The following is a 15,882-nucleotide window of genomic DNA, read 5'->3' on the forward strand; positions in this document are numbered from 1 at the left end:
TCAGCTCTCCTGCAGCATATGCCCCATACGGGTGCGTTTCGTTTCCAGATAATGGCGGTTGAACGGATTGGATGGCACGACAAGCCGTTCCACGGCTTCCACCACCAGTCCGGCCTCCGTCAGGCCACGCTCTTTTTCCGGGTTGTTCGTCAGCAGGCGCAGGCGGGTCACGCCGAGACTGGCCAACATATGGGCCGCCATATCCCAGCGGCGGGCATCAGCGGGCAGACCAAGCGCCTCATTGGCATCAACCGTGTCCATGCCCTGATCCTGAAGCTCATAGGCCCGTATCTTGTTGGCCAGACCGATCCCCCGGCCCTCATGCCCCCGCAGATAGAGCAGCACGCCTGATTCCGCCGCCGCAATCCGCTTCAGGGCTTCCCGCAGCTGTGGGCCACAGTCGCAGCGCAGCGACCCCAGCGCATCCCCCGTCACACATTCCGAATGAAGGCGGACCAGCGGCACGGTCTGGTCAGGCTTCCCTTTCACAAGGGCCAGATGTTCCACACCATCAGCTCCACGGAAGGCATGGACACGCAGATCCTCTCCACCACACACGGTCGGCAGGTCGGCCACGGCAAGCTGGGCTTCCTCCGACAATGGCGCTTCTGCCATGTCCAGAGCTCCGACATCACCCCGCCCATGTTCAGCAATCCAGCGGCGCATTTCGGCAATGCTGATGAGCGGCAGACCGTGCCGACGGGCATAGTGACGCAGCTCCGGCAGACGCATCATCGTGCCATCCTCGGCCATGATCTCACAGATCACACCAGCCGGACGCAGACCTGCCAGCCGCATGAGGTCAACAGCTCCTTCCGTATGCCCCTCCCGGGCCATCACGCCATCAGGGTTAGCCCGCAGGGGGAACATGTGACCGGGGGAGATGATGTCCGCCGGTGTCGCATCCGGCGCAGATGCCACCTGAATCGTATGGGCACGCTCGGCAGCGGAAATGCCCGTCGTCACGCCGTGGGCGGCCTCGATGGACACGGTGAAGGCCGTGCCCCGCGGGTCCTGATTCTTCGCCACCATGGGAGACAGGCCAAGCCGGTCTATCTGGTCAGCCTCAAGGGACAGGCAGATCAGCCCGCAGGCCTGACGGGCCATGAAATTGATGGTCTCCTGCGTGGCAAACTGGGCTGGCAGAATGAGATCACCTTCATTCTCCCGATCCTCATCATCCACCATCACGACCATGCGGCCAGCCCGCACGGCGGCGATGGCGGCCTTCAGGTTTGAAGACAGGCTGCTCACCGGGCATCTCCCCTGTAACGCAGTTCCTCTTCCGGCGTGTGGCGCAGGAGCGTCTCCACATATTTGGCCATCATGTCCACTTCCAGATTCACCTTCGCCCCGATGGCCAGCGTGGAAAGGTCCGTATGGGTCCATGTATGGGGAATGATCATCAGGCTGATCTCAAAGCCTTCCTGCCCGTCATGGCGCACATCATCATGCACCTCATTCACCGTCAGGCTGATGCCATTGATGGTGATGGACCCTTTCTCGATGACATAGCGGCGCAGGGAAGCAGGCATGAAAATCCGCAGATGATGTGATTCCCCAGCTTCGGCAACATGGGTCAGCCTGCCTACCGCATCGACATGCCCCTGCACGATATGGCCGGAAAGCCGTGTATTGAGGCTGACGGCCCGTTCCAGATTCACCCGGGCCCCCTCCACGAGGTCACCCAGAGCCGTCCGGGCCAGCGTCTCACCACTCAGATGGAAATCCGCCACACCCTCGGGCGTGAAACGGGTCACGGTCAGGCACACGCCATTGGTGGCGATGCTTTCACCTTCCGTCAGATCGGTAAAATGGGTGGCGATCCGTACATCCATGGCCCTGTCCCGCAGGGACACGGACTGCACGTCGCCAACACGTTCGATGATTCCTGAAAACATGGTCTTAGTCCCCATATTGGCGCAGAAGCTGGATCGGGCTCCGCTTGTCCGCACTCTCTTCACGCAGGGTAATGGAAAGCTGGTCGTCCCTGTCGGCCCCCTCATGACGGATGGTCAGCCAGTCATCCCACAAGCCCGCCTCCCGCACGCTGGCCAGCAGGGCAGGTCCGGCCTCGATCAGGGCCCAGTTGATGTCCATCTGCCCCAGAAGGGCAGGCAGGGATGACAGGTCACGGCACTGTTCCACATGGAACCCGTCCGCCTCCCGGGCCTGACGCCAGGCGGCTGGAAGACGGCCCTGCCGGTCCAGCACGATCAGGGGCCGGGGTGCCCGCCCGGCGTGATCGGACACATGCCGCACGGTAAAGGACGGGTCATCAGCCAGAACGGTCCCGATCCCCGTCACCACGGCGTCACAGGCCCGCCGGAGCTGATGGGCCAGCCGCAGGGATGCGGACGAGGTGAAGGTCTTCTGCCCTTCCGGAGGAATCATGCTGCCGTGCCCGTCCAGAGCCTGCTTCACACTCAGCCACGGGCGGCCCTGCGTCACACGGCAGGCAAACGGTGCGAGCAGTGCGGCACAGTCCTGCGCCAGAGAGCGCAGGCCGGGTTCATCGGCCAGAAAATGCACCTGTTTCGGAGAGAGGCCCCCGGCCAGATGGTCCGCTCCCCCTCTGGCCTGCGGGTTGGGGTCCCGGGCACCGATCCACACGGTCTGCACGGGACTGTTCTTCAGCCGGTCGCTACAGGGAGGAGTCCGGCCATGATGGTTGCAGGGTTCCAGCGTCACCAGGGCAGTGCGGACCTGCTCCAGCACGCCTTTCTCCCGGGCCTGCTCCAGCGCCATGACCTCGGCATGAGGCTGGCCCGCAGCGGGATGTGCTCCCACGGCGAGCAGGTGCCCTTCACCATCCAGCAGGGCGCAGCCCACCGCCGGATTGGGAGCGGTCGCCCCCATCTTCTGCACGGCCGCCTTCACGGCCTCCCGGAAACCGGCCCGCACGCTCTCCAGCGGCGGGGGCGGGCTGTCCGTTCTTCGTGTCCCACTCGACACATCTGTCATCATCAGTCCCCAATCGTCTCAGGGACGTTCGCGGCGACGTCACGCCTTCCCCCCTCACGGAAAGGCGGCATCCCCCCCTCCCGCGATGGACAGGAAGAACGTTCTCTCTCATCCGGACTCTGACCGTCGGCCCCGGATTCACACCGGGTCTGCTTGTCCCCTGCACGGATGCAGGGCGCTCGCGGGCTGAGGCAGCCAAAGCCACCAACACCGCCGGTAGGGAATTCCACCCTGCCCCGAGAACGTCTATCTCAATCATGCCCTATATGGAGGCACTCCCCCCAAAGAGCAAGAGGCCGCCCCAATGGGAGCGGCCTCTCTCATCACCCTGTCCTGTCAGGACCGATCCTGTAGAAGATCAGAAACCGCCCTTCAGGGAATGGACGAAGTCCTTGCCGGACTGCACCGTGCTGTCGTGCATCTCCTTCAGGCTCTTCTTCTGGGCGTCAAGCTGAGACTTCTGGGCATCAAGCTGGTCCTTGAGGCGCTGCTTCTCCTCAGCCGGCGCATTCCTGTACCTGTCGCGCACATCCTTGATCTGCTGCTTGCGATCATCAATGTTCTTCTGGATCTCGGCCTTCTTGTCAGCGGCAAGGTTCTTGTACTTGTCCTGAAGGTTCTGCAGACGCTCCTGACGCTGCTTCACGTCGGACTGGAGGGCATCCATGCGCTTCTGGATGCGGGCACGGGCACGCTCCGGAGCGCCAGCATACTTCTCCTGCAGGGCCTGCAGCTTGGCGTTTTCGTTCTGGATGGACTTCGTCACGCTGTCCATGCTGCTCTGGATGGCCAGCGGATCATTCGGATCATAAGCATGAGCCTGCGGCAGCAGGGCAAAGGACGAGGCAAGCAGTGAAACTGTAAACAGAGTACGGATCTTCATGAAGCAGCTCCTAGAATGAGTACCGGATGCGTCCATTCACTACACCACGAGGTTACATCCCCAAAGTTAAAAAAAGGCCATGCCACACTCCTGAAGGCTCAGCTCCGCTTTATGCCACCAGCCATGTCGCTCAGCAGCCCCGGTGACAGAAGCGTGACGGAACTGGCCCCCCTGATGCTGATCAGCCCCTCTTTCCTGAACAGGCTGAACGTCCGGCTCACCGTTTCGATCGTCAACCCCAGATAATCGGCAATGTCTGTCCGGGACATGGGCAGGGGCAGTGTCAGCGGGCCGTGCTCATCCTTCAGCGCATGGGCACAGCAGGGGCTGGCCTGTTCGACAAGGAAACTGGCCAGACGCTCACGGGCCGTCTTGCGCCCCAGAAGCATGAGCCGCGCCTGCATCTTGACCAGCTCGCTGGAAGCCTCCTGCTGGAGGCGACCATGCAGACGGGGGAAGCGCTCCACGAGACGGTCGATGGCAGAATGGGGGAACCGGCAGAGTGTCACCTCTCCCAGAGCTTCTGCGGTGAAGGCATAACTCTCTGAGGAGGCCAGCCCCAGAAAATCTCCCACTTCTGCAAAACCGACAATCTGCCGACGCCCATCAGGCATGAGACTGAACAGCTTGGCCCGGCCGCCTGTCAGCACATAAAAATCGTGCGCCGGTGCGCCTTCCTGTATGAAACAGCGCCCCGCCTGAACAACCACCCGGGAAGATTCCGCCACAAGGGCAGGAAGGTCCTGGTCCTCAATGACGTTGCAGATACTGACCGAACGGCCAGGGCAGCGACCACACCGTTCCCGAACGGCCTCCATGAGGCTGCGACCTGTTTCCACCATTATCTTTCCTGTCTCACTATAGCCGGTGTCAGAGTTAGCGGGTTACCCCCCCCTTGGAAAAGAAACCTTCCTTATGACAGTGATAAGCAAAGCCCCGTTTTTTGATATAGATCAATTTCTAGAATATTTTCAGTTAATGCCCTATTACAGTTATAAATTTTTTCTTGTTTTCGAGGCGGATCATTCTTATAGGCGGGAAAGGAACAATTACATTTTGTCCATTTTCGCCACGCCGTTGTAACTCATCGAGGATTCTAGGAAAAATGAGCCGCACCTTCACCCGGATGGCCACAGCTGCGCTGTTTGCTCTTGGGTCTGTCTCCTTCGCCGTTGCCCAGACAGCAGCGCCAGGAGCCCACACCTCCGTATCCGCATCCAGCACCATGCAGGCTGCTCCGGATGCTTCCGTGCATCTTCATGCTCCGGATGACCATCGCTGCGGCATTTTCCAGACCTGTGCCAATACCAAGATCGGCCTTGGCAAAGGGGACTTCGTTGTCCGCCTCTCCGCTCTCGGCGTAATCACCAACAACACCGGCTCCCGCGTCAAGCTGAATGCCAGCTCACCTGCGGCAGCTCTGGCTGGTGGCAGCATCTTCCGCCACAATGTAAGCGTGACCAACCAGGTCATGCCGGAACTGACGCTTGAATATTTCCTGACGGACCACCTCTCCCTGGACCTCATTGCTTCTTCCACCCGTCATGAAGCCGCTGCCCATGTCGGCAACCTGGGCAAGCTGGATGCTGGCAGCTTCTGGATTCTCCCCCCGACACTGACAGCCGCCTACCACTTCCGCCCGCACAAGCGCTTCAACCCCTATGCCGGTCTTGGCATCACGGTGGCCATCTTCCACAACATGCATCAGGCCACCAATCTGGGTGGGGCCTTCAACGGGGCCGTGTTTGATGCCATGCACATGAAAACCAACGTCGGGCCGAGCTTCAACCTCGGGTTTGATTACCAGCTGGTCGGCAACTGGTTCTTCAACTTCGATATCAAACAGATCCTTCTGTTCAATCAGAGCGTTCATCTGAGCCAGCGCGGCAACCCCATTACTGGTGGTCGGGTCCGTGTTCATGATGACGTGCATCCGACTGTTGTTGGTGCCGGTATCGAATACCGCTTCTGATCTTTCCACAACAACATCAGATCATTCGGGAAAGGGGCCGCAGAGTAATTGCGGCCCCTTTTTCATATAGTCGCAATACTGGACAGCAATTACTCATCACGACAGCCTTCATCCATAAAGTTCGAATATTACGGTACAGATACAATACCGTGACAAATCACTGCGCATGTGTCAGAAGGGAACGAATTTTGCCCTGGCAGTCAGAAGAACGGAGAACATCCCAATAATGCGTGTCTCACGTAACATGATTATTACTGGCATCGTCCTGATCGTTCTTCTGCTTCTCTGGGGTGTGTGGTCTCTCGTCCCCCACCGGGTCATAGAGACTGCCCCACCGCCCGCTGTTACTCACAACGGCGACCTGCTGCGCATCAGGCCCGGAGGGCCGCTGGATGGCCAGCTGACTGTCGAGCCCGTCGCGGAAACCCTCTCCCCCCATCAGGTAGAGCTTCCAGCACAGATCATCGCCTCCCCCGGCCAGAGCGTGGACATCCATTCCCCGGTCGTCGGGCGGGTGGCCAACCTGTATGTGCAGACAGGCCAGCATGTACAGAAAGGCGATGTTCTTGCCATCCTGTATTCCGGTGACCTGGCACAGGCATGGTCAGATGACCGCAAAGCACAGGCAACCCTCACCCTTACCCGGCTGGCCTATCGCCGTGCTGTTGGCGTGCTGAATGCGGGAGGCAATGCCGTAAAAGACATGCAGTCTGCCAGAAATGATCTGGAACAGGCCCAGGCCGAAGCCACCCGTGCCCATCTGCGCCTTCAGGCTCTCGGCACAGACGGCAATGCCGGCTACCAACCACTGGTAGCGCCTGTCTCCGGCATCGTCACCGCCATATCCACCGGCATCGGCCAGAATGTGACAGACATGACAGCAACCCTGATGAACGTCGCCAATCTGGACACTGTCTGGATCCAGGCCAGCCTGCCGGAATCCCTCCTGCCCATGCTCGGTGCAAGCATGACGCTGGAAGCCTCCTTCCCCGGCCAGACATGCCATGGACCCGTCACCTCGCTGGACGGCACCGTCCATACTGATACCCGCCGCCTGAATCTCTATCTGCGCTGCAACAACACCCAGGGGGCGCTGCGCCCCGGACAGTTCACCACCGCCACGCTGAACATCACCCAGCAGGCCCAGCCCCTCCTGCCCAAAACAGCCCTGCTGATGGACAATGACCAGGTTTCCGTCTTTGTGGAGACAGCCCCCAACACCTACCGCCGCCGCTTCATCACCATCAGCTACGAGGAAGGAGAGTCCGTACGCATTCTCTCCGGCCTGAAAGCTGGTGAGCGTATCATCACGCATGGGGCCATCCTGCTCAATGATTACTGAGGACCGCTGAGCAGTCATGTTCATCGAGAAATTCATCACATGGTGCTTTGGTCACCGCAAGGCCGTCGCTTTTCTTACCGCAGCTCTGTTCGTCACCGGAATGCTGGCGTGGAAACAGCTGCCCGTGGAAGCCTACCCGGACCTCGGCCCGGCCAGTGTTCTGGTCACCACGCAGGTCAACGGTCTTGCTGCCGAGGAGATGGAACATCAGGTCACCACGCCTGTCGAGCGTGAACTGGCAGCCGTCCCCGGTGTTGTGGAGAGCCGCTCCAGCACGACATTCGGCCTCTCGCTCATCACGCTCATCTTCAAGGATGGAGAGGACATCTACCGTGCCCGCCAGCTGGTGCAGAGCCAGCTTGACGGCCTCCAGCTGACAGGCGGTGCCCAGCCCTCCCTTGGCCCCATCAGCGGGGCCAGCGGAGAAATCTACCGCTATACGGTCGAGTCCGACGATCAGGACCTCATGACCATCTCCGACGTGCAGCGGTGGGAGATCATTCCCGCCCTCCAGCGGGTGCCCGGCGTGGTGAACATCGACAATTTCGGCGGTTTCACCCGGGAATATCAGCTGATCCTCGACCCCAACGCCCTCATCCGCTTTGGCATCAGCATCAGCGATGTGATGAACGCCATCCGCAACAGCAATGCCAATGCTGGTGGTGGCCGCGTCACCCGTGGTGAGCAGTCCTACATTATCCGTGGCGTGGGGCAGATCCACTCTCTGGAGGACATGCGCAACACCGTCATCGGCCATCATGATGGTGTTCCCATTTTCCTCTCCGAGCTGGGGCGGATCGAATTCGGCCATCAGGTCCGGGAAGGGATGCTTGGGAAAAACGGCAATCCGGATACGATCGAAGGGGTCGTGACCATGCTGCGGGGCGCCAATCCCTCGCAGGTGCTGGATGACCTGCACGCTGCCGTCGCCAAGCTCCAGACACAGCTCAAACCCAAACATATCCGCATTGTTCCGTATCTGGACCGTGACAACCTCGTAAAATCCACAACGGACAAGGTCAGCGAAACGATTCTTGAGGGGATCGGCCTCGTGCTGGTCATCCTGACCTTCTTCCTGGGCTCGCCCCGCAGTGCCGCCATCACGGCAGTGACCATTCCCTTTGCGCTGTCATTCGCCTTCATCCTCATGCGGGCCTGCGGCATGGCGGCCAACCTTTTCTCCCTCGGAGCCGTGGATTTTGGCGTGATCGTCGATGGAGCCATCGTCATCACCGAGGTCATCCTCCGCCACAGGGAGGAGCACCCCAACCTCCCGCTGAACCAGCCGGACATTCTTGCCATCACCCGCCGTGCGGGCCGGGCCATCTTCGCCTCCACCATCATCATCGTGGTGGCCTACAGTCCCCTCTTCGCCTTTGAAGGCAGCGAGGCCAAAATCTTCCGCCCCATGGCCTGGACAGTCAGCTTCGCCCTGCTGGGAGCGCTGCTCTGCGCCCTGGCCCTGACACCCACCATGTCCTTCCTGGCCCTGCGCAAGCCACGGCCCATCTGGCACAACAGGCCACTGGACTGGCTGCACAAATATTATGACGCCCTGCTCCGCCATCTGATTGACCACCCTGTCATCCCCTTCGTCAGTGCCGGACTGGCACTGGTGACCGTCATTGCCCTTGGGGTCACGACGGGCCGGGAGTTCCTGCCTGACCTTGATGAAGGGGCGCTGTGGCTCCAGGTACAGATGCCAACGGGCATCTCACTGGAAAAAGGGCAGGAAAAGGCTTCGGAAATCCGTCGTGCGGTACGGGAGTTCCCGGAGACATCCTATGCCATAACGCAGCTTGGTCGCTCGGATGATGGTACGGACCCATGGACGCCCTCCCACATCGAAATGCCCGTTGGCCTGACGCCCTACAACCAGTGGGCCCACGGCGAGACCAAAGCCGAGTTCATCACGAAACTCCGGGCCCGCCTGAACAAGATCGCTGGCATTTCCTTCTCCATCAGCCAGCCGATCGAGGACAATCTCAGCGATCAGCTTGGCGGAGCGCACAGCCCGCTGGTCATGCGCATCTATGGGGACGACCTCTCGGGCCTGCGTACCCTTGGCAAGCAGGTCGTCCAGCAGCTCTGGCAGGTACCCGGCACCGTGCAGGCCGACATCTTCCAGGAACCCAAGATTCCACAGATTGCAATCACACCAGACCGGCTGAAAGCCGCCCGTTATGGCATCAGCATCAATGATGTAACGGATGTCATCAACAGCGCCATCGGCGATGCCCCGCTGACCAGCGTGATTGAGGGCGACCGCTTCTACAATGCGACCCTGCGCATCGACAACACGCAGCGTTCCAACCTCCAGCTGCTGGGCCAGATTCCCATGATTACGGGTGATGGCAGTGCCATCCCTCTGGCTGAAATTGCCCATATCCGTCTCCAGATGGGTGAAAGCAGCATCGCCCATGAGATGGGCGAACGGCAGATCACCCTTCAGGTGGATAATGGCAACCGGCCCATGTCCCTCTACCTTGACGATGCCCAGAAGCTCATCGACCAGAACGTCCATTACGACCACCAGAAGTTCCGTCTGGAATGGGCCGGAACCTTCCAGGAGGCCCAGCACGCCCAGGTCCGCCTCGTGGCAGCCCTGGGCGTCATGTTCGCCGTCATGCTGGGGCTGCTCTATGCGGAGTTCCAGAAGTTCCGCCATGCGCTGCTCATCATCGGCATTGTGCCACTTGCCGCCCTGGGCGGGCTGATCGCCCTGCATCTACGGGCCGAAACACTGAACATTGCCACGGCGGTCGGCTTCATCGCCCTGTTTGGTGTGGCCATCCAGAACGGGATCATCATGGTATCCAACATCAACCGTCATCTTGGTGCTGGTGGCAACATACGGGAGGCCACCCGGCTGGGAGCAACCGAACGCTTCCGCCCCGTGCTGATGACAGCAACCGTGGCCAGTGTCGGGATGCTGCCCGCCGCTCTGGCCACAGGTGTGGGAACCGATGTGCAGCGTGGCCTGGCAACGGTCGTTGTCGGTGGGCTGGGCATTGCCACCCTGCTGACCCTCTTCATCCTGCCAGTCTGCTTCTGCCGTCTGGAAGAATGGGTCAGCCGCAGGACTAGCCAGAAAGAGCAGGAGGCCTGACATGAAACAGCATTCCACCCCCTGCATGAGGGGCCGTTCCTCCCGATTGCTGGCCAGTGTTCTTCTTGGCGGCATGGCTGCCGGGTTGGGGGGCTGCATTGTCGGCCCTTCCTCCAAGGACATTCCCCCCCTGCCAGAGAGGACAGGATACAGCCAGAAGAACATCACCCAGTCTGAAGCTGGACGGGACAGAAGCAGCGACAGCCTCCTCCACCGCCAGCAGTTCATCTCCGGGGCAGATGTTCCCGGCAGATGGTGGGAGGCCTTCCAGAATCCCCGTCTGAACCAGATGGTGGAGCTGGCCCTGACCAACAACCAGACATTGAAAGCCATGCAGGCTGGCCTGCGGGCGGCATGGGAGCAGCGCCGTGTTGAGGGTGCGTCACTCTATCCGAGCATTTCTGCCCAGTTCATTCCGACACGCAACAAGACCTCCAAGGCACTCTCGCCCGTGCCGAACAATAATGAATGGCTCTATAACCTGCACACGGCCCAGCTGAACATCGGCTATGTGCCCGATCTCTGGGGTGGCTCCCGCCTTGCCATTCGCAACGCCAAAGCCCAGGCGGATATCCAGCGCTTCCAGCTGGAGGCCACGACGCTGACGATGATCTCCAACATCGTCAACACGGCCATCACCGAGGCGGGTCTCCGTGAGCAGATCCGTGCCAAGGAAGTTCTGATCGCCCAGCAGACAGCCATGGTCCGCATCAATCAGAATCAGGTCGGCCTGGGGGACCAGTCCCGCCAGAGCCAGCTCCTGCTGCGGGATTCGCTGGCGCAACTTCAGGCGGATCTACCTCCTCTCCGGACACAGCTTGCCCAGACCCGGGACCAGCTGGCCACTCTGGTGGGCCTCAGCCCCAATGCGGACCTGCCCATCTTCGAGCTGAAAGACTTCACCCTGCCGCATCAGCTGCCCGTCAGCCTGCCGGCCCAGCTCCTCCTGCAACGGCCTGACATCGCCTCTGCACAGGCGCAGATCCGCTCTGCCGGGGCGCAGCTCGGCATTGCCATTGCCAACCGCCTCCCCAATGTGCAGCTGAGTGCCCTGCCGGGCGAGGCTGTGGACAGCATGAGCAAGATGTTCAAGCCCGGGATGGGCAACTGGATGCTGGCTGCCACGGTCACCCAACCCATTTTCCAGGGAGGGTCACTGCTTCATGCCCAGCGGGAGGCCAAAGCCAATTACGAACAGGCCAAGGAATATTACAAGGCTGCCATCATGTCTGCCGTCAGCGATGTGGCAGACAGCCTCCATGCCGTAGAGCTGGATGGCAGCACACTTCTGGCCGACCAGAATGGGTTGGACGCCGCCACACAGGCCCTGCACATTGCAGAAGCCCAGCACAGGCTGGGGGACAACAGCCAGATTGACGTGGCACAGGCCCGCATGGCCGTGGCGCAGGACCAGATTTCCGTCGCACAGGACAAGGTCACCCGCCTTTCCGATACGGTCGGCCTGTTCCAGGCTCTCGGCGGGGGATGGTGGAACCGCAATGACCTCGGTGTCAGCCCGAAGGATGCCAAACGCCTCTCCACCACGCTTGTGCCGTGGTAAGCTGACGGCCGCCAAACCATCCAGACATGAAAAAGGCCGCTTCCTGACAGAGACGGAAGCGGCCTTTTCTTCAGCGGGGAAAATCTCAGGCCGAAAGCAGTTTCAGCACCCAGCCTTCTTCCTCCGGCGTGGCCTTCAGTGGCACGGCATTGGGCAGACGTACATTGATCTCCAGCCCCATGGCTGCCCGCAGCCCACGGAACAATGCCCCATGCGCCACGATCAGGGGGGCTCCCTCTCCAGCCTCCTGCGCCCTGTTGAGCGCCTGGACACCACGGGTCTTCAGCGTGAGGAAATCCTCACCCTTTTCCGGGACAAACGTGCCGTTGATCCATGTATTGTACCAGTCTCCCATCGGCTGGCCTTCCTGCACACCAAAGCTGACCTCCTGAAGGTCTGCATCCTTTATCAGCGGCAGATCAAGGCCCGTCCGATCCCGGATCGCATCCCGCACATGCTCGGCTGTGACGAAAGCCCGCTTGAGCGGAGAGCTTACGATATGCGTGAAGGGCCGCATCCCCGCCTCGAACAGGTCTGCCAGCTGGCGGCCTGCCAGGCAGGCCTGTGTCAGGCCGGTCTCATTCAGGGGAATATCCGTCCGCCCCTGGGAGAGATGGCGTGCATTCCAGTCCGTTTCACCATGACGGAGAAACCAGTACGGTTCTGCCCGAAGCTGTGTCATTTCCTGACCCTCCCCAAAATCCCGTCAGAGCGTGGCGGGACCTGTCTCATGCCCCTGGCCACGCAAAGCACCTCTCAATCAAAAAGATCTCAGTCAAAAAGAGTGGAGACCGAGCTTTCATCCGCCACGGCCCGGATGGCACGGCCCAGCAGATTGGCCGTAGGAATCTGCCGGATGTTGGACGTTGCCTTCAGCTCATCCGTCGCAGGGATGCTGTCTGTCAGGGTCAGCATGGAAAGCGGGCTGCTCTGCACCCGCTTGCAGGCATTGCCTGTCAGCACACCATGCGTCACATAGGCCTCCACCCCGGCAGCACCGTGCTTCATCAGGGCTTCAGCAGCATTGCAGAGAGACCCGCCGCTATCAATGATGTCATCCACCAGTACGCAGAAACGGCCGGACACATCGCCAATCACATTCATCACTTCAGACACACCAGCGCGCTCACGACGCTTGTCGATGATGGCCAGGTCCACATTCAGCCTGCGGGCCAGCTGACGGGCCCGCACCACCCCACCCACATCCGGCGAAACGATCATCAGTTTTCCCGGGTCCGGGTGACGGGAAATCAGGTCCCGCACAAAGAGCGGTGCTGCGTAGAGGTTGTCCGTGGGAATATCGAAAAAACCCTGAATCTGCATGGCATGCAGGTCCATCGTCAGGATGCGGTTGGCACCCGCTTCTGTCAGCAGATTGGCGACAAGCTTGGCACTGATGGGCGTGCGGGGACCGGACTTGCGGTCCTGCCGGGCATAGCCAAAATAAGGCATCACCGCCGTGACACGGCGTGCAGAGCCGCGCCGCAGGGCATCCAGCACGACAAGAAGTTCCATCAGATGATCATTGGTTGGCATGCAGGTGCTCTGAAGGACAAACATGTCCTCCCCACGCACGTTTTCCTGAATCTCGACAAACACCTCACCATCCGCAAAGCGGCGAATGGATGTCTTGCACAAAGGGATTTCAAGCTCATCAGCCACAGCCTGGGCCAGAGGCAGGTTACTGTTGCAGGCAACGATCTTCATGACGGGTACTTTTCATAGAAGGACGGTAAGATGCGGTTCAGCTCCTTCTATCAGCCCGCCCGATCAATGTCATGATTTTCCAGCAGACCTATTTCGGAACGATTAATTTACCACCTGTTTACCATGAAATGCCGTATGCTCTCCCGTCCACGCCCACAGGTCAGAACCGCCGGTACTGCCGCACATAACGATAGGCCTGTGTGATTTCCGCCGTCCGGCGGACAGCCTCCTGATAGACGTCCCCACCAACATGGGCAAAACGGTCTGGATGGTGCTGCTTGACAAGCCGCCTGTAGGCACTGGTGATCTCCTCATTGGAAGCCCCCTCGGAGACCTCCAGCACAACATGCCAGGCCCTGTCCGCGGGGGGCGCATTTCTGGCCCGCTGCCAGTCCCGCCGGGCTTGTTCACGCCGCCGCTCTGCCTCTTCCCTCTCCCAGGCTCTCTGCTGTTCCTGCCGCCGCCGCTTTCTGGCCGTCTCTGCCCTGTTCACCTGAAGCAGCAGACCGTGCACATGCACCGAACAACGCCGGAAATCCTGCCATGAACGGCCAGCCTCCAACTCCTCCAGCACGTTCCGGGCGGTCTCGCCACCCATCGGCTGCACCAGCGCAGACAGAAACCGGAACGCCTCCCGCAGGCGCCGGGCCACGAGATGGTCCAGCAGAAGCTGACCATCAGCAAGAGCCAGCTCACTGATCCAGCCAGCCCACATCATCCCGACCGCCTGATACGCTTCCTGCTCCCTGCTGGAGGCGAAGCCGGAAGGTGGCGGATCCGTCTCAGGTTCCGGTTTCTGCCGGGACGTCCGGCCTGTCTTTTCCGAGAACTGTTTCAGTGTTTTGGCATAGCGGTAGGCTTCGGTGATCTTCTTGCTTTTTACCACGGCTGCCTCGTAGGCAGCACCTCCCTCCTGCGCAAAGCGGTCCGGGTGATGCTGCTTCATCAACCGCCTGTATGAGGCCGTGATCTCCTCGGCAGAGGCCGTTGCAGAAACCTCCAGCACGATATGCCAGGGCTCATCCTCCGGTGGGGCGGAGCCGGACTGTCTGGCCCGGCGATAGGCCTGTTCCCGCTCCTGCTGCTCCTGCGCCGCCTCTTCCTCCCTGGACGGAAACTCTGACGACTGGGCGGAATCATCCTTCTTTTCTGCAGAGCGGAGGCCATTCACAATCAGACCGACAATCAAAAGAAGCAGCCCCTTCCAGCTGAACAGCCAGGTGATGAAGCTCCAGATCAACCGGACGAGCCTTACGGGCAAAAGAAGGATGAAGATCAGCACGTGCCAGACGCCCGCCAGAACGGCCCCGCACATATGAATGACAGCCCCCAGCAACCAGAACGGCACGGACAGCAGGGAAAAAAGTCCCCCTGCCGTTTCATGATCCTCTGTCTGGGGAGATGCAGCCTCCTGCTGGGGAGCCGTACTGTCTGGAGACGGCGGGGATGGCTGAGGCCCGGCCGCACCGGCTGTTCCACTCTGCCGCAGGATGGACGCAACCGGTCCATCCCCGCCGACTGTGCCTGCCTCTGCCTGACGGGGTGCAGCACGTTCAGGTGGGGACGGAGAAGCCTCAGATGGGGCCGGAGCAACAGCCAGGTCCGGCATCAGCACCCTGGCATCATCATCTCCCAGAAATCCGTCCCGGCTGGGCTGCCCGGCCTGCTCCTGCCAGCGCAGGATGGCCCGCCGGGTCGCCTCGCCATATACGCCATCCGGCACGACGGCAGCCGGCAGAAAGCCGAGCACCTGCAGTTTTCTTTGCAGGGCAATATGGGCATCAATCGGACGGGTCGCTTCCTCATGCGCACGACCTGTCAGGCGGGAGCGGTATCTGTCCGCAACCTGCGCCACAACCCGCTGGTAGCATTGGGCCTGGCTCTCCCCCTGCACACCCGCCGGTGAAAAACACGCCTGCAACGGTGCAAGATCATGGATCAGCTCCGCCTTCAGCTGGGGAAGACTGTAGGCCGCACTCTGATGGCGCAGGGCATAATAGGCCTGATCCAGAACCAGTTCACTTCTGGCTGAATCAGAATCCGAACAGAGAAGAACCTGCCCCGGTTCGTTCCTGTCCATCCGGCTACAGTCAAAGTCGGGATGATAAACGTCGGCCAATACAGGCTGACAATGCACAACGGCCCATGAAACCAGTAGACATTTCAGAAAAATGGAACGCATGACAGGCCAGCAAATATCAATCTGCAACCTGTATAAGTTGGTTGATACACCCTGTCCATTCGAGGAGACGTCTATCCTGTGCGGGATTTCAGAGAAACGGGGACACTCCCTGTAGCAGGAAATGTCCCCGTTCCGTCTGTTCCCAGAAAGGCTGGGCTGCCA

General features: G+C 60.5%; 12 protein-coding genes and 1 riboswitch. Of the genes, 4 read left to right on the forward strand and 8 right to left on the reverse strand.

All coding sequences use genetic code 11. The annotated features are described in order from the left end of the window. From ASO19_RS06710 to ASO19_RS06730, 5 genes are all read right to left on the reverse strand, one after another. A complete protein-coding gene (locus ASO19_RS06710; RefSeq protein ID WP_043559442.1) occupies window positions 1-1,245 on the reverse strand; it encodes a bifunctional 3,4-dihydroxy-2-butanone-4-phosphate synthase/GTP cyclohydrolase II in 1,245 nt (414 codons plus the stop codon). 5 nt (window positions 1,246-1,250) lie between these two features. After that, the gene (locus ASO19_RS06715; protein WP_081562410.1) at window positions 1,251-1,901 is read right to left on the reverse strand and encodes a riboflavin synthase; all 651 of its coding nucleotides are present in this window, start codon (window positions 1,899-1,901) and stop codon (window positions 1,251-1,253) included. 4 nt (window positions 1,902-1,905) lie between these two features. Continuing rightward, complete coding sequence (gene ribD / locus ASO19_RS06720; protein ID WP_243831558.1) at window positions 1,906-2,967, reverse strand: bifunctional diaminohydroxyphosphoribosylaminopyrimidine deaminase/5-amino-6-(5-phosphoribosylamino)uracil reductase RibD; 1,062 nt, start codon at window positions 2,965-2,967, stop codon at window positions 1,906-1,908. Between the two features lie 93 nt (window positions 2,968-3,060). Then, a riboswitch (FMN riboswitch) is annotated at window positions 3,061-3,212 on the reverse strand. Window positions 3,213-3,322: 110 nt separating this feature from the next. Beyond that, complete coding sequence (locus ASO19_RS06725) at window positions 3,323-3,847, reverse strand: hypothetical protein (RefSeq protein ID WP_081562411.1); 525 nt, start codon at window positions 3,845-3,847, stop codon at window positions 3,323-3,325. A 98-nt stretch (window positions 3,848-3,945) separates the two neighbouring features. Beyond that, entirely contained in the window at window positions 3,946-4,689 is a 744-nt protein-coding gene (locus ASO19_RS06730; RefSeq protein WP_227449734.1) for a Crp/Fnr family transcriptional regulator, read from the reverse strand. A 263-nt stretch (window positions 4,690-4,952) separates the two neighbouring features. On the opposite strand from ASO19_RS06730, the gene ASO19_RS06735 reads away from it, so the two are divergent. From ASO19_RS06735 to ASO19_RS06750, 4 genes are all read left to right on the forward strand, one after another. Then, window positions 4,953-5,819 (forward strand): OmpW/AlkL family protein, encoded by an 867-nt coding sequence (locus ASO19_RS06735; RefSeq protein ID WP_043559061.1) that lies wholly within the window; start codon window positions 4,953-4,955, stop codon window positions 5,817-5,819. A 226-nt stretch (window positions 5,820-6,045) separates the two neighbouring features. Then, a complete protein-coding gene (locus ASO19_RS06740) occupies window positions 6,046-7,161 on the forward strand; it encodes an efflux RND transporter periplasmic adaptor subunit (protein WP_043559063.1) in 1,116 nt (371 codons plus the stop codon). Window positions 7,162-7,177: 16 nt separating this feature from the next. Next, complete coding sequence (locus tag ASO19_RS06745; RefSeq protein WP_103765654.1) at window positions 7,178-10,270, forward strand: efflux RND transporter permease subunit; 3,093 nt, start codon at window positions 7,178-7,180, stop codon at window positions 10,268-10,270. Window position 10,271: 1 nt separating this feature from the next. After that, on the forward strand, window positions 10,272-11,831 hold the full coding sequence (locus tag ASO19_RS06750) for an efflux transporter outer membrane subunit (protein ID WP_227431479.1): 1,560 nt from the start codon (window positions 10,272-10,274) through the stop codon (window positions 11,829-11,831). Between the two features lie 85 nt (window positions 11,832-11,916). On the opposite strand, the gene ASO19_RS06755 is transcribed toward ASO19_RS06750, so the two are convergent. The 3 genes from ASO19_RS06755 to ASO19_RS06765 form a co-directional block, all read right to left on the reverse strand. Beyond that, the gene (locus ASO19_RS06755) at window positions 11,917-12,513 is read right to left on the reverse strand and encodes a histidine phosphatase family protein (RefSeq protein ID WP_103765655.1); all 597 of its coding nucleotides are present in this window, start codon (window positions 12,511-12,513) and stop codon (window positions 11,917-11,919) included. An 89-nt stretch (window positions 12,514-12,602) separates the two neighbouring features. Next, entirely contained in the window at window positions 12,603-13,538 is a 936-nt protein-coding gene (locus tag ASO19_RS06760) for a ribose-phosphate pyrophosphokinase (protein WP_043559073.1), read from the reverse strand. 160 nt (window positions 13,539-13,698) lie between these two features. Further along, a complete protein-coding gene (locus ASO19_RS06765) occupies window positions 13,699-15,657 on the reverse strand; it encodes a DnaJ domain-containing protein (protein ID WP_181005221.1) in 1,959 nt (652 codons plus the stop codon). Between the last annotated feature and the right edge of the window lie 225 nt (window positions 15,658-15,882).

The organism is Parasaccharibacter apium (assembly GCF_002917995.1).
Taxonomy (GTDB): domain Bacteria; phylum Pseudomonadota; class Alphaproteobacteria; order Acetobacterales; family Acetobacteraceae; genus Bombella; species Bombella apis.